The 12,916-nt window shown below is 64.9% G+C and carries 16 protein-coding genes and 1 pseudogene; 11 read left to right on the forward strand and 6 right to left on the reverse strand.

Going from position 1 to position 12,916, the window contains the following annotated elements; all coding sequences use genetic code 11:
- Positions 1-106: integrase core domain-containing protein (locus tag ABFP37_RS22210; protein ID WP_347034936.1), on the forward strand; the 106-nt coding region annotated here is incomplete at its 5' end.
- Here ABFP37_RS22210 and ABFP37_RS22215 read toward each other — a convergent pair.
- The 6 genes from ABFP37_RS22215 to ABFP37_RS22240 all read right to left on the reverse strand — a co-directional run bounded on the left by ABFP37_RS22215 (position 96) and on the right by ABFP37_RS22240 (position 5,612).
- Positions 96-476, reverse strand: a complete 381-nt coding sequence (locus ABFP37_RS22215; RefSeq protein ID WP_347034997.1) for an isochorismatase family protein — start codon at positions 474-476, stop codon at positions 96-98. The two genes, ABFP37_RS22210 and ABFP37_RS22215, sit on opposite strands and share 11 nt — an antisense overlap.
- A 50-nt stretch (positions 477-526) precedes the next feature.
- Positions 527-2,020 (reverse strand): NAD-dependent succinate-semialdehyde dehydrogenase, encoded by a 1,494-nt coding sequence (locus ABFP37_RS22220; protein WP_347035009.1) that lies wholly within the window; start codon positions 2,018-2,020, stop codon positions 527-529.
- 50 nt (positions 2,021-2,070) lie between these two features.
- A complete protein-coding gene (locus ABFP37_RS22225; RefSeq protein WP_347034998.1) occupies positions 2,071-2,538 on the reverse strand; it encodes a riboflavin kinase in 468 nt (155 codons plus the stop codon).
- The gene (locus ABFP37_RS22230; RefSeq protein ID WP_347034999.1) at positions 2,535-3,017 is read right to left on the reverse strand and encodes an NUDIX domain-containing protein; all 483 of its coding nucleotides are present in this window, start codon (positions 3,015-3,017) and stop codon (positions 2,535-2,537) included. The genes ABFP37_RS22225 and ABFP37_RS22230 overlap by 4 nt, the downstream gene beginning before the upstream one ends.
- A gap of 123 nt (positions 3,018-3,140) precedes the next feature.
- The gene (locus tag ABFP37_RS22235; protein ID WP_347035000.1) at positions 3,141-4,571 is read right to left on the reverse strand and encodes a cytosine permease; all 1,431 of its coding nucleotides are present in this window, start codon (positions 4,569-4,571) and stop codon (positions 3,141-3,143) included.
- 102 nt (positions 4,572-4,673) lie between these two features.
- The gene (locus ABFP37_RS22240; protein WP_347035001.1) at positions 4,674-5,612 is read right to left on the reverse strand and encodes a flavin reductase; all 939 of its coding nucleotides are present in this window, start codon (positions 5,610-5,612) and stop codon (positions 4,674-4,676) included.
- A gap of 140 nt (positions 5,613-5,752) precedes the next feature.
- Here ABFP37_RS22240 and ABFP37_RS22245 point away from each other — a divergent pair, with 140 nt between their 5' ends.
- The 10 genes and pseudogenes from ABFP37_RS22245 (at position 5,753) to ABFP37_RS22290 (ending at position 12,661) form a co-directional block, all read left to right on the forward strand.
- Positions 5,753-6,436 carry a GntR family transcriptional regulator gene (locus ABFP37_RS22245; protein WP_347035002.1) on the forward strand — a complete coding sequence of 228 codons (684 nt, stop codon included), beginning with the start codon at positions 5,753-5,755 and terminating at the stop codon, positions 6,434-6,436.
- Between the two features lie 196 nt (positions 6,437-6,632).
- Positions 6,633-6,935 (forward strand): annotated as a pseudogene (locus tag ABFP37_RS22250) (amino acid synthesis family protein); the annotation flags it as partial.
- A gap of 3 nt (positions 6,936-6,938) precedes the next feature.
- Positions 6,939-7,547, forward strand: a complete 609-nt coding sequence (locus ABFP37_RS22255) for an acyl-homoserine-lactone synthase (RefSeq protein WP_131949441.1) — start codon at positions 6,939-6,941, stop codon at positions 7,545-7,547.
- 142 nt (positions 7,548-7,689) lie between these two features.
- On the forward strand, positions 7,690-8,301 hold the full coding sequence (locus tag ABFP37_RS22260) for an acyl-homoserine-lactone synthase (protein WP_015877501.1): 612 nt from the start codon (positions 7,690-7,692) through the stop codon (positions 8,299-8,301).
- On the forward strand, positions 8,217-8,462 hold the full coding sequence (locus ABFP37_RS22265) for an amino acid synthesis family protein (protein ID WP_347035003.1): 246 nt from the start codon (positions 8,217-8,219) through the stop codon (positions 8,460-8,462). Before ABFP37_RS22260 ends, ABFP37_RS22265 begins: the two co-directional genes overlap by 85 nt.
- Positions 8,459-9,013: an amino acid synthesis family protein gene (locus tag ABFP37_RS22270; RefSeq protein ID WP_347035004.1), complete on the forward strand. Its 555-nt coding sequence runs from the start codon at positions 8,459-8,461 to the stop codon at positions 9,011-9,013. The genes ABFP37_RS22265 and ABFP37_RS22270 overlap by 4 nt, the downstream gene beginning before the upstream one ends.
- Positions 9,014-9,024: 11 nt before the next feature.
- Positions 9,025-9,765 carry an alpha/beta fold hydrolase gene (locus tag ABFP37_RS22275; protein ID WP_347035005.1) on the forward strand — a complete coding sequence of 247 codons (741 nt, stop codon included), beginning with the start codon at positions 9,025-9,027 and terminating at the stop codon, positions 9,763-9,765.
- Positions 9,755-11,242, forward strand: coding sequence for an aldehyde dehydrogenase (locus ABFP37_RS22280; protein WP_347035006.1), 1,488 nt, complete (start codon positions 9,755-9,757; stop codon positions 11,240-11,242). The genes ABFP37_RS22275 and ABFP37_RS22280 overlap by 11 nt, the downstream gene beginning before the upstream one ends.
- Before the next feature lie 97 nt (positions 11,243-11,339).
- Positions 11,340-11,594, forward strand: coding sequence for a tautomerase family protein (locus tag ABFP37_RS22285; RefSeq protein ID WP_347035007.1), 255 nt, complete (start codon positions 11,340-11,342; stop codon positions 11,592-11,594).
- Positions 11,594-12,661: an LLM class flavin-dependent oxidoreductase gene (locus tag ABFP37_RS22290; RefSeq protein WP_347035008.1), complete on the forward strand. Its 1,068-nt coding sequence runs from the start codon at positions 11,594-11,596 to the stop codon at positions 12,659-12,661. Before ABFP37_RS22285 ends, ABFP37_RS22290 begins: the two co-directional genes overlap by 1 nt.
- The last annotated feature ends 255 nt before the right edge of the window (positions 12,662-12,916 follow it).

The raw sequence follows: 12,916 nt of genomic DNA on the forward strand, positions 1-12,916 counted from the left end.
CACCGACGCCCTGCAGCCATGGCTAAACTTCTACAACAACCACCGGCCCCACGGCAGCCTCGGAGGCAAGCCACCCATCAGCAGGTGCAACCAACCTACTGGCTGAGTACACCGAGGGCGGTAGCGAGGATGCAGCAGTCGGTTGCGACACCGGTGAGGATCATCTCGTCTCCGACGGGGATTCGTTCTGCCAGCGCTTCCCCCCATTTCGAGAACGTCGGAAGGTCTATCGTGTCGCCGGCGTCAACGCCGGTGAGCTCGATGCGCCACATGGGATCGGTGGGATCCAGGCGCATGCTTTGCCAGCGGTCGTAGTACGAGGACCACGAGCCGTTTTCCGCGGGGTCGGGGATGAAGCGCGTGATAATGGGTTCCAGTCCGGAGGCTGCCAGGCGTGCGATATTTTGCGCCGCTTCGTCGTAGCGCGGGATGTGCCAGTCCCCCGCTTGGCGGAAAGCGCGTTGCATGTCAATCACGACCAGATGACTGTTTGCCCCGCCCGTCGAGGTCCTGGTTCTGCTGTGGTTCACGATTTCCGGCCTCCCGCGCCGGCCCAGGGGTCGGCGATGCCGATGTACTGGGTGGTGGTGTACTCGGCGATGCCTTCGGAGCCGCCCTCGCGGCCCAAGCCGGACTGCTTGACCCCGCCGAAGGGGGCGGCGGCGTTGGAGATGACGCCGGCGTTGAACCCGACCATGCCAAATTCGATCTGTTCGGCCACACGCAGCAGCCGGTTGAAGTCGCGGCTGTAGAGGTAGGAGGCCAGGCCGTATTCGGTGGCGTTGGCGAGCCGGATGGCGTCCTCCTCGGTGACGAAGGTGGTCACGGGGGCGACGGGGCCGAAAATTTCCTGGCCCAGGATCGCGGCGTCGTTGGGGACGTTGGCGAGCACGGTGGGCTGGTAGAAGTACCCGGGACCGTCCACGGGGGCGCCGCCGGTGACCGGTGTCGCCCCGGCGTCGACGGCGGCGGCCACCAGGGCGTGGACGTCATGGCGGGCGCCGGCGTCGATGAGCGGGCCCACCGTGGTGTCCGGTTCGGTGCCGCGGCCGGTGGTCAGGGCGCCCATGGCCGCGGCGAACCTCGCGGTGAACTCGGCGGCGACGGATGCCTGGACGAGGAAGCGGTTGGCGGCGGTGCAGGCCTCACCCATGTTCCGCATCTTCGCCGCCATCGCGCCCTGCACGGCGGCGTCGAGGTCGGCGTCTTCGAAGACGATGAACGGGGCGTTGCCGCCGAGTTCCATGGAGGTGCGCAGCACGTTCCGGGCGGCGTCGGCGATGAGGCGCTTGCCGACCGGGGTGGAGCCGGTGAAGGAGACCTTCCGGAGCCGGGGGTCGGCGAGCAGCGGCCCGGAGATGCCGGCGGCGCTGGCGGAGGCCACGACGTTGAGGACGCCTGGGGGCAGTCCGGCGTCGAGCATGGTCTGGGCGAACAGCTGGGAGGTCAGCGGGGTGAGCTTGGCCGGCTTGAGGACCATGGTGCAGCCTGCGGCGATGGCGGGCGCGACCTTGCGGGTGGCCATGGCCAGGGGGAAGTTCCACGGGGTGATGAGCAGGCACGGTCCAACGGGCTTCTTCTGCACCAGGATCTTGTTTTTTCCCTCGGGGGTGGTGAGGTAGCGGCCGTAGTCGCGGACCGTTTCTTCGGAGAACCAGCGCAGGAACTCGGCGCCGTAGGTGACCTCGCCGCGGGCTTCGGCCAGTGGCTTGCCCATCTCCAGGGTCATGAGCAGAGCGAAGTCCTCGGCCCGCTCGGTCACCAGGTCAAAGGCGCGGCGCAGGATTTCGGCGCGTTCCCGGGGCGCGGTGCGGGCCCAGGAGGCCTGAACCTTGTCCGCGGCGTCCAGGGCGGCCAGGGCGTCCTCGCTCGTCGCGGAGGCCAGGGTGGCGAGCACCTCCCCGGTGGCGGGATCGTGGACGTCGAACGTGCCGCCGTCGGACGCCTCACGCCACCGCCCGTCGATCAAAAGGCCGGTCGGGACGGATGCGAGGAGTTCTGCTTCATGCCCGAGGGTCAGGGTGTTTCCTTCAGCCACTGAGGGCTCCTTCCAAAGGTTTTGTGCGTTAGTCATTGCGCGGCAACTACAGTCTGGCGTGGCTGTTCGGGCCACAAGCCGTCGTCACTTCGGCTCTGATGTGCTTCTGGCTGAACGAGCCAGGGATAGTGTTGTTTCGCCCAATTGCGGGTTGCTGTGACGTCGTGGCGCAGCTGCTCAGCCAGGGCGTGAATGCTTGAGAAGGTGTGCTGATCCCGCAGCTTGACGGCCAGGACGACGCTCAGTGCCCGCCCGTAGAGGTCCTCGTTGAAGTCAAGCAGGTGGGCCTCAAGCAGTTTGCTTCCGTCCTGGGGATAGAAGGTCCGTCGTCGGCCGATGGAAACTGCCGCGACGCACCGCTTGCCAGAGTCGATCCGGATCAGCGCTCCCCATACCCCGTCCTCGATCTGGTCGTCGATGAGCTGGATGTTGGCGGTGGGGAAGCCGAGGGTCCTGCCTCGTTCATCACCGTGTTCGACGACGCCCTGAATCACTGTCATGATTTGGTTCCGTGGTCGGGTGTTGCCTGGGCGGCCTCGAGTACCTGGTCCAGCCATACCACCCGATTGCTGAATCGCCTGACCTTCGACGGTGCCGTCCAGCGGAAATCGTCGTGCTCGGTATTGATGGACAGTCTGCGTCGCGGGGTGACGGCCGTGAAGGTGTGCACCAGCCATGGATCGCCGCTGCGGTCTGTGAGCAGAAGCGGGGTCCCTGACCGGAAATCGGTCAGGTCAACTTCGGTCAGCCCGGTTTCCTCACGGAGTTCCACGAAGGCCTGCTCTTCCGGCGAGGCCCCGGGCTCAAGATATCCGGTGATGCAGTGCCAGCGTCCGCGGTCGTGTCCGACGGACTGGCTTCGCCTGAAGAGGGCAATCCGCCCGTGCCGTTCGACGATGACAGCCACTACCGCACGGGGCTGGCATTCGGCGGGAGAATGCACCTCCCGGTGTTCCCGTATCAGTGTTGGGATACTCATGGTGTTCCTCGTACGGCTCGATTGTTCTTGGGCGGATGGGATTGCGTCGCACGCCGCGGCAATGTGCGGCGGCCGTGCGACGGGTCGGTGGCTCCCCGCCATCCGCGGGGAGCCACCTGGGGCTTACAGGGTCTGCCCGGCGATACTGCGGTCGAGCATTTCATGTCCCGAGAGGCGCGGACGCCGGTGGGTGGCGAAGTACACGCCGGCTGCGACGGCTGCTCCGACATAGTAGGAGAGGTCTCCGATTTGGGGGAACGCGGCTGCGATGGGTCCGGTGTAGATCGAGGACATCCAGAACGGGGATGAGATGACGACGCCTGCGGCCCAAGCCACGAAGCCCCATTCGAACTTCCTGCTCTTGTCGAAGAGCTCGCGCAGACCCCGGTCCGTGCGGCGCCCACCGAAAAGGTAGTCGCACACAAGAACGGCCACGTAGGGGGCGATGCAGTAGGCGGTCAGATTCAGGAAGGCGGTGAAACCTGCGTTGAAGCCTTCCTGGCCCCACAGGGCTACGAGGTATGAGGCGACGCAGATGACCACGACGGCGATGTGGCGTTTGACCGGGACACCCATGGTCTGGATGGAGATCGCGCCGCCGTAGACGTTGAGAAAGTTTTGGGTGAAGGAGGACAGTGCGACGACGCCAAGTCCGACCGCGGCCCAGGGGCCCATGAGTTCTTTAAGGGCGCCGATGCTGTCGGAGGCGGTGGTAGTGGATCCGAGGACGGTTCCGAGGACTCCCATCCAGACCAGGGTGATGAAGTTTCCCAGCATTGTCGCCCAGCCGGCACCGCGCCTGTTGCCGGCCGTGTTGGGAAGGTAGCGCGAGTAATCGGAGGCGAATGGCATCCAGGCGACGATGAAGGAGAAGAACCATCCGAAGAAGATGATCCATCCGCCGATCCCGTCAAAGCCCGGGGCAGATTCGTTGGCGACGTTCACGACACGGCCATTGGCCGCCGCGACGATGGTGATGAAGGCGAACCCGATCACCAGGACGAAGGAGAGGATGCGCTGGAGGAAGTGGATCAGGTTGTATCCGATGACGGCCACGCCCAGCTGAATGCCCATGAGAATGAGCGCGGAAAGCCAGAACGGCACATCGGTCAGTAGTGAGATGGCCTTGCCGCCGAGGATTACGGTCACGGCGGCCCAGCCGATGCCGGCGAAGACATTCACGTAGGCCACCGGGAAAAGGTTGCCGATGAACCCGAGGGGTCCCCGGCCCTGCATCTGCTGGGGGACGCCCAGCCGGACTCCCATGGCCGACAGGTATCCCATTCCCGCCGAGGACGTCACGCCGGCGAGGACGATCGCGAGGACGGCGGCCCAGAAGGGCAGTCCGAAGTAGGCGGCGCTGAAGCCGAGGACGACGATGGGGAAGTTCATGCCTGCCGCGAACCAGAGGAAGAACTGCGAGCGGGGCTTGCCGTGTCGTTCCACGTCGGGGATGTGTTCGATGCCGTAGGGCTCGATTTTGGTGAGACTGTCGCGGTACCCGCGGTCTTCGGCGACACTGTCTTCGACAGCATGTGTGATGTCTGGGCTCATTTTTGGTCCTATAGTTGGGTGCGCACCTTGGTGCGCTGCTTGCGAGCAGATTGGGTCGGCGCGGCTGGTTTCCTGTCCGAGGTTGGTCAGCCGCGCCGGCACTTAGAGTTCGGCGAGGTCTGTTCCGTCATAGAACCGCCCGGCCTTGTAGACCATCGGTGCCGTGTTGTCGATCTCGGCATGGCGGACACGGCAGATAAAGACCGTGTGCGTCTTGGCCTGGAATCGTTCCTGAATTTCCGCTTCGAGGGATGCGGCCGAGCCGTCCAGAAGCGGGCTGCCGTTAGGTCCCTCGTGCCAGTCGAGCTCTGCAAACTTGTCCGGGGCCTTGGAGGCGAAGACACGCACGGTGCCAAGCTGTTCCGTTCCCAGGATGTTGATGCCGAGGTGGCTCGACGAGAAGAGCGCCGGGTAGGTGCTGGAGGTCTTCTGGACACAGATCAGCACCAGGGGCGGCTCTACGGAGACTGAGCAGTACGAGTTTGCCGCCAGCCCTTTGGGGGTTTCGCCTTCCTTGGTGGTGACCACGGTGACGCCGGTGATGAACTGGCGGTTGAACGCCTTCATCAAGTCCGCGTCAAGCTCCGGGACGTCACCGCCCTCGCCCACCTCGGGCGCGGCTATCCCGCGCAGGGGTCGAATCCCGAGGCCGGCCAGCAGCTCACTTCCGTCCCACGTCACGGTTTCTTTCGTGATCTTCCCATCCTTGAGAACCAGGATGTTCGAGCCCCTGGTCTGAACGGTAAGGCCTGTGGGCGGGACGCCGAGGTATTCGTGTGTGTGGGTGCCCGTGGACGTCCAGAAGACGGCCACCGTTTCTGCACCTTCGACGATGTTGTCGATCGTCGTGCGCAGGTCCGGGAAGGCTTCCCGCACCGCGGCGATCTCGGCTTTTAGTCCAGCGATGTCGACAGTTGCGCCTGTCGCCTTGCTGGTGCGCGTGTAGCCGGCAGCTACGAGGCCGTCCAGAGCATTGAGGTCACCCTTGTCCCAAGCAGCGAGCCAAGCTGACGTGATTAGCGGTTCGAGTGTCTGTTGCATACCAATGACCGTAAGGCAGGTCACATGACCCCGTCAACAGAAACTTGAAAAGACGGTGAAATTGCCGGAATTCTGCGCTTTTGAAAAAAGTCGACATGTCCTCTTGACGCTCTTCTTGCATGCAACATAGGCTGGCATGTATGCAAGAAGAAATGGTGCTCAGTGTTGAAGCGGCCGAACCGACGGGCCTTCTCGAAAAGATCCGGGGGCTAGTTCTGGGGGGCGATTTCCCACCCGGCGCAGTGCTGCCCGAGGCTTACCTTGCCCAGGAATTCGACGTCAGCCGCACTCCGGTACGGGAGGCCCTCAAGCAGCTCCAGAACGAGGGACTGGTGGAGATACGTCCGAAGGTGGGAACCTTCGTCCGGGAGCCGACCCGCAGGGAGATCATCGAGCTGTTCCAGCTCAAGGAATCCCTCGAGGGGCTCGCCGCATCACTGCTCGCCCGGCGCGGTGAAACACCGGAACTGTCGGCGCTCCGCCAGAACCTCGAGGACTCCGAGGCTGCGGTCCTCACGAACGACAGGGAGGCCTACGCCCGGCTGGTGCATGAGTTTCACTGGACCATCGTCCGGGGTTCGGACAATCTCAAACTTGCGGAGCACTATGAGCGGCTCATGAACCAGCTGGCCTACCATCGGCTGGTCCTGCGCACCATCGAACACCCGGGGAGGATCGCGGCCTCCACCCGTGAGCACCGCGCCGTCCTCGAAATGATCGAACACAAAGACCCCTTCGGCGCCGAAACCGCCATGAGGAACCACGTCCATGCCTCATCCCGTGAGGCGCTGATGACCGAGACGGCGTTGGACCGCCGGAAATGAACCAACCAACACGAGAGGAAGCCGTGCGCTTTTGCATTCTTGAAGAGCTGCAGCGGGAAGCCGGACGAGAGCACATGATGCTCCGGCCGGCCCATCCCGGACTGGCCCATGAAAAGTCCCTGAACAGCCAGCGGCCGTTTTCCCAGCAGGTCATGCCTCTGTGCACCGACCAAACCGCACTGGGCGGGACCAAATGATGCACGGCCAAAGGCTCGGCATTCGCAAAATCGTGTACTACAGCGAGGAGATCCTGCTCGAAAACGGCCTCTCCCCCGCCGTCCCGGCGGTCCGCGCCACGGCAGCGGCCGTTGTCACCAACCCCTGGCTGGGCGGGAAAGCGACCGACGACCTGAACGAGGAAGTAATCCGGCTAGCCCCGGTGCTTGCGCGCAAACTCACCGACGTGCTCGCCAGGGAGCTCGGCGGCGTAGACGCCATTGAGGCCTTCGGCAAGGCGGCGATCGTGGGCACCGGCGGCGAGATTGAACACGGCGCCGCCCTGATGCGGACCTTCGTTCACGAAGAAGGGCGGTTACCACACGAACTTGCAGCGGATCTCGGGCGCTACCGGCGCCGCGTGTTCGTCGAACAACTCGGTTGGGAGCTCCCGTCGGCGAACGAAAGCTTCGAGCGCGACCAGTTCGATCGCGACGATACCGTGTACGTGTTCGCGCGAAATGCCGGCGGCGACGTGTGCGGATGTGCGCGCCTGCTGCCCACGACGCGCCCGTATCTGCTGCAGTCGCTGTTCGCCGACCTGATCGCCGCAGACATGCCGCTGCCGCAATCGGCGGCCGTCTGGGAGCTGTCCAGGTTCGCGGCGACCGACGACGAAGGCGGGTCGGGCAATGCCGAGTGGGCCGTGCGGCCGATGCTCGCGGCCGTGGTCGAATGCGCGGCGCAGCTCGGCGCGCGGCAGCTGATCGGCGTGACGTTCGCGAGCATGGAGCGGCTGTTCCGCCGGATCGGCATACACGCGCACCGCGCAGGCCCGCCGAAGCAGGTGGACGGACGTCTGGTGGTCGCATGCTGGATCGATATTGATCCGCAAACGTTTGCGGCATTAGGAATCAAGCCGGGGCAGGCAGCCCGGCAAGCCATCGCCGCCTGAATTCACACGCCGTTCTTTGGAAACCTCGTGCGCGAGTACTTTGAGGGCGAATCCATCATCTGCTTCGCTGATGACCGGGCAGATGCCGGCGCCTCACTGGTCGTGCCCCTGTGGCACAAGAACGCCGCTGCCACCCGCACCCATGCAAACTTTCGTTCACGAGGCAGGCCGCCTTCCCGCCCATATCGCCGCCGAGCTGGGTTCGTACCGTTATCGCGTGTTCGTCGAGCAGCTCGGCTGGCAGCTGCCGTCCGAAGACGAAAAATTCGAGCGCGATCAGTACGATCGCGACGATACCGTCTACGTATTGGGACGCGATGCGAATGGGGAGATATGCGGTTGCGCGCGGCTGCTGCCGACCACCCGCCCCTACCTGTTGCAGGAAGTGTTCCCGCACCTGCTGGCCGACGAGCATCCGGCGCCGCGCTCCGCCCACGTCTGGGAGCTGTCGCGCTTCGCGGCGACCCCCGAGGAAGGGGCCGATGCCGGCAGCCTGGCCTGGTCGGTGCGGCCGATGCTCGCCGCCGCCGTGGAGTGCGCGGCACGGCGCGGCGCGCGCCAGTTGATCGGGGTCACGTTCTGCAGCATCGAGCGGCTGTTCCGCCGGATCGGCGTGCATGCCCACCGGGCCGGCGCACCGGTGTCGATCGACGGGCGCATGGTGGTGGCATGCTGGATCGACATCGACGCGCAGACGCTGGCCGCGCTCGACCTCGACCCGGCGCTTTGCGCGTCGCAACCCGAAGCGGCCTGAACTACCAGACGATCACCACCCGGGTCAGTGATGCCCCGCGGCCCGGAGAAATCGTCGTCGTACTCGGTGCTTCCACTGGACCCCGCCCCCATTCACGCATCGGGGACCGGCTCACCGATCCCATCGTCAAAGCAGACACTTTAGGAGAACTAATTTCATGAGCATCCGCAAAATCGTCACCCTGACCGAAGACATCCTCACCGAAGGGGGGCGTGAGGTCACGCCCGCCGCGCGCGTCGCCGTCGTGGCCGCCATCGTCAAGAACCCGTGGGCCGGCCAGGGGTTTGTCGAGGACCTCTCCGCCGGAATCGACGCCAACGCCTCAGACATCGGCGCGCTCCTCGCACCCCGCGTGCTCGCAGCCCTCGGCGCCCCCGCCGAAGCCTACGGCAAAGCCGCAATCGTCGGCCTGAACGGTGAAATCGAGCACGGTTCCGGACTCATCCACACCCTTGCCTTTGGAAATCACTTCCGTGACGCTGCCAATGCCACCACCCTGCTGCCTGCTGTGGAAAAGCGCGGCCCCGCCGGCGTCGTGTTCGACATTCCGCTCAAGCACATCACCGACGCGACCATCCGTTCCCACCACCAGAGCATCGAGGTCCGGATCAACGACGCGCCTCATGCCGATGAGATCGTGATCGCCCTCGCCGCCGCAGCCCAGGGACGCCCGCAGCAGCGCCTCGCCGCCTTCGCCACCGAAACGAAGTAGGAGACGCACCCGTGAGCCGCGTCCGCGTAGCACTGATCCACGGCGTCGGCCTCGACGGGTCGATGTGGGGACCCTTGCGTGAATTCCTCGAACCGGAATACGACGTTCAGACCCTCGAGCTCCTGGGCCACGGACGCCGCGAGGAAGCCGCGCCGGAGGGGCTAACTCTGGCCGCACTCGCGGCGGACGTCGCAAAGCGCCTCGAACCGGGCACCCATGTGGTCGGATTCTCTCTGGGCGCCCTCGTCGCGCAGCATCTGGCCAGGTTCCGGCCCGAGCTCGTGGCCAGCCTGGTTTCCGTCGGATCAGTGTGCGCCCGCACCCCTGAAGAGCACGCCGCGGTGATGGTGCGGTTGGCCGCAGCGGAATCCGACTTCCCCGCAACGGTGGAAGCATCCATCCGACGGTGGTACCCGGAAGGGTCCCCTGTCCCGGCGGAAGTCGTCGTGGCAACGCGGGAAGTACTGCTTCGCAACGACCCGCAATCCTTCCTCGCCTGCTACCGCGTCTTCGCGACCGCAGACGCCGAGATCGCGCCGGAGCTCCCCCGGATCACTGTTCCGTCCCATGCCGTGACCGGTGAGCTGGACCCGGGATCGACGCCGGACATGAGCGCCCGGCTGGCCGCGGCCATACCCGGCTGCACCTACTCGGTCATCCACGGGGCCCGGCACATGATGCCGGTGGAACGTCCCCAAGAGCTGGCCAACACCCTCACTGCCTTCATCAAGGAGCATTCACATGTCCACTGATCGCCGCTACGAGCACTTCATCAACGGGGAATGGGTTCCGCCCTCATCCGGGGAATACTTCGAAAGCACCAACCCGGCCACGCTGGACGTGCTCTATCGGGCCGCACGCGGTAACGAATCAGACATCGACCGGGCGGTGTCAGCCGCGGCGGCGGCCTTCGATAACCCCGCGTGGCGGGATCTCAGCCAGACCCGGCGCGGGCATCTGCTCCGGCGCCTTGGGGACCTGGTGGGCGAACATGCGGAGGAACTCGCCCGCATGGAATCCGAAGACAACGGCAAGCTCCTGCGGGAAATGCGCGCCCAGCTCGCTGCCATGCCCGAGTATTACTACTACTATGCCGGGCTGGCTGACAAAATCCAGGGCGACACCATCCCGGGCTCCAGCCGCGCCATGCTGAACTACACCCTCCGCGAACCTCTCGGGGTCGTGGGGGCCATCACGCCATGGAATTCGCCGCTGACGCTCACGACCAGCAAGCTCGCTCCCGCCCTCGCCACGGGCAACACCATCGTGATCAAACCGTCCGAATACACCTCTGCCACCGTCCTGCGCCTGGCCGCACTGGCCGACGAAGCCGGCTTCCCGCCCGGAGTCATCAATGTCGTCACCGGCTTCGGCGCAGAAGCCGGAGCCGCACTGGTTGATGACCGCCGACTGGCCAAAATCTCCTTCACCGGCAGCACCGCCACAGGCGCCCGCATCGCGTCCTCAACCGCCTCCCGCTTTATCGGCTCGACGCTGGAACTGGGCGGCAAGTCCCCGAACATTGTGTTCGCCGACGCCGACGTGGCCAATGCCTCAATGGGAGTCGTAGCCGGCATCTTCGCAGCGGCCGGCCAGACCTGCATCGCCGGAAGCCGCGTGTTCGCCCACAAGTCCGTCTACGACGAGCTCCTTGAGCGGGTCGCCAACCGTGCCCGCAGCATCGTCATCGGCGACCCGCTGTTGGACGCCACTGAACTCGGGCCGCTGGCCTTCCAAGACCAGCGGGACAAGGTCGCCAGTTACGTGGACCTCGGCATTTCCGAAGGTGCCACCGTTCTGACCGGCGGCGGCCGGCCCGACACAGGCCTCAGCGGCTACTTCTTCGAACCCACGGTGCTCACCGACGTCGACAATTCCATGCGCGTGGTCAGGGAGGAGATCTTCGGCCCGGTCGCTGCCATCATGCCATTTGAAACCGAGGAAGAAGTACTCCGCCTGGCGAACGACACCAGCTACGGACTGGCCGCCGGAATCTGGACCACCAACCTCGCCCGGGCCCACCGGATGGCTAGCCGCCTCGAAGCCGGCACCGTCTGGGTCAACACCTACCGCACCATGTCTCCCCAATCACCCAGGGAAGGCTTCAAGACCAGCGGGGTCGGCGTCGAACACGGCATGGAGAGCATCCGGGAATACACCAGACTCAAGAGCGTCTGGATCAACACGGACGAATCCCCCCTTGCCGACCCCTTCGTCATGAGGAGCTGAAACCATGCCCCTCATTAATCGGGCGGCACAGTCCGGGTCAGCACCTCTGAGGGGCCCGTATCCGCCCCCAACCTCCCCCGCAGCTTAAGGAGCCGCAATGCCTCTTATCGAAGTCTCCATCGCCCGGGGCCGAACCCCCGAGCAGCTCCGCTCGCTCATCAGCGAGCTTCACCGTGCCGCCGAAAGTTCAGTGGGCGCTGCACCCGAAAACACCACCGTCGTAATCCGTGAAATCGAGCACGAACACTGGTCCCGCGGTAACCAAACCATCGCCGAACGCCACGCAGCAGCCCAGGCGGCACCCACCCAGGAAGTGCCGGCAAACACCGCCGCAGAACGAAGGAGTCACTAATGCGCTTTTCCCTCTTCGCCCACATGGAGCGCTGGGACGAGACCGTCTCACACCAAGAATGCTTCGAGAACCTGACGGAGCTCACCCTCATCGCGGAGGCCGGAGGCTTCAGTACAGTCTGGATTGGTGAGCACCATTCAATGGAGTACACCATCTCGCCCAGCCCCATGCCCCAGCTCGCATACCTCGCGGCGCGCACGTCGCGCATCCGTCTGGGCGCCGGAACGATCATCGCGCCCTTTTGGAACCCGCTCCGGGTAGCCGGCGAAACGGCGCTCCTGGACGTCATCAGCAACGGCCGGATGGAAGTCGGTCTGGCACGTGGCGCCTACCAGTTCGAGTTCGACCGTCTCATGGGCGGCATGTCCGCCGTCGAGGGCGGCAAGCACCTGCGCGAGCTCGTCCCGGCCGTGCGCGCGCTCTGGGAAGGTGACTATGCCCACGATGGCGAGGTCTGGCAGTTCCCGACTTCGACCAGCGTCCCCAAGCCCGTGCAGAAGCCGACGCCACCCATGTGGATCGCCGCCCGCGACATCTCCTCTCACGAGTTCGCGGTCGCAAACGGCTGCAACGTGATGGTTACGCCTCTCATGAAGGGCGACGAGGAGGTCGAAGACCTGGCCCGCAAATTCGACACCGCTGTGGAGAACAACCCCGGCGTCCCCCGTCCGGACCTCATGGTGCTCCGCCACACCCACGTTCACCCCGCAGACGAGCCCGAGGGATGGCGGCGCCCGGCGGAGGGCATCCAAAAGTTCTACAGGACCTTTGACGCATGGTTCGGAAACAAGACCACCCCGAAGAACGGTTTCCTCGAGCCCAGCCCTGCAGAGAAATTCGCCGACCGCCCGGAGTTCACACCGGAGTCCCTCCACAAGACGGCGATGATCGGGACACCTGACGAGATCATCGAGCGGATCCGCCACTACGAGGCACTCGGTGTCGACGAGTTCAGCCTCTGGTCCGACAACAGCCTCACCCATGAGGAGAAGAAACGCTCGCTCGAGCTCTTCGTCGAACACGTCATGCCGGCTTTCCAGGAGCAGCCCGCATCCGCGGCACGTTGATATCAACTGGCGGCTGAATCAGAACAACACGCCCGTGCACCGCAAGCCGGACCGGACAGCCTCGAGGGAAGCTTTCGTCGAACGCGCGTGCGACCTGTAACGCAGTCAGCGAGCCCTTGAACGTCCCGGGGTGGGGCCGGAGGACCAGCCCAGTTTTCGGGAGCCAGTGGTGATACAGAACGGAAAAAGTGGTGAGGAATAACATAGAACGCCCCCGCACACGTATAACCGCCCCCCCCCCCCCACGTCGGACGG

Source organism: Burkholderia sp. RS01 (assembly GCF_039748055.1).
Classification (GTDB): Bacteria; Actinomycetota; Actinomycetes; order Actinomycetales; family Micrococcaceae; genus Arthrobacter.

Coding starts and splice junctions, on each gene's coding strand:
- ABFP37_RS22245 (WP_347035002.1), top strand. CDS start 5,753: ATGCAAGAAGAAATGGTGCTCAGTGTTGAAGCGGCCGAACCGACGGGC.
- ABFP37_RS22225 (WP_347034998.1), bottom strand. CDS start 2,538: ATGACAGTGATTCAGGGCGTCGTCGAACACGGTGATGAACGAGGCAGG.
- ABFP37_RS22260 (WP_015877501.1), top strand. CDS start 7,690: ATGCAAACTTTCGTTCACGAGGCAGGCCGCCTTCCCGCCCATATCGCC.
- ABFP37_RS22255 (WP_131949441.1), top strand. CDS start 6,939: ATGCGGACCTTCGTTCACGAAGAAGGGCGGTTACCACACGAACTTGCA.
- ABFP37_RS22235 (WP_347035000.1), bottom strand. CDS start 4,571: ATGAGCCCAGACATCACACATGCTGTCGAAGACAGTGTCGCCGAAGAC.
- ABFP37_RS22230 (WP_347034999.1), bottom strand. CDS start 3,017: ATGAGTATCCCAACACTGATACGGGAACACCGGGAGGTGCATTCTCCC.
- ABFP37_RS22240 (WP_347035001.1), bottom strand. CDS start 5,612: ATGCAACAGACACTCGAACCGCTAATCACGTCAGCTTGGCTCGCTGCT.
- ABFP37_RS22280 (WP_347035006.1), top strand. CDS start 9,755: ATGTCCACTGATCGCCGCTACGAGCACTTCATCAACGGGGAATGGGTT.
- ABFP37_RS22290 (WP_347035008.1), top strand. CDS start 11,594: ATGCGCTTTTCCCTCTTCGCCCACATGGAGCGCTGGGACGAGACCGTC.
- ABFP37_RS22285 (WP_347035007.1), top strand. CDS start 11,340: ATGCCTCTTATCGAAGTCTCCATCGCCCGGGGCCGAACCCCCGAGCAG.
- ABFP37_RS22265 (WP_347035003.1), top strand. CDS start 8,217: ATGCTGGATCGACATCGACGCGCAGACGCTGGCCGCGCTCGACCTCGA.
- ABFP37_RS22270 (WP_347035004.1), top strand. CDS start 8,459: ATGAGCATCCGCAAAATCGTCACCCTGACCGAAGACATCCTCACCGAA.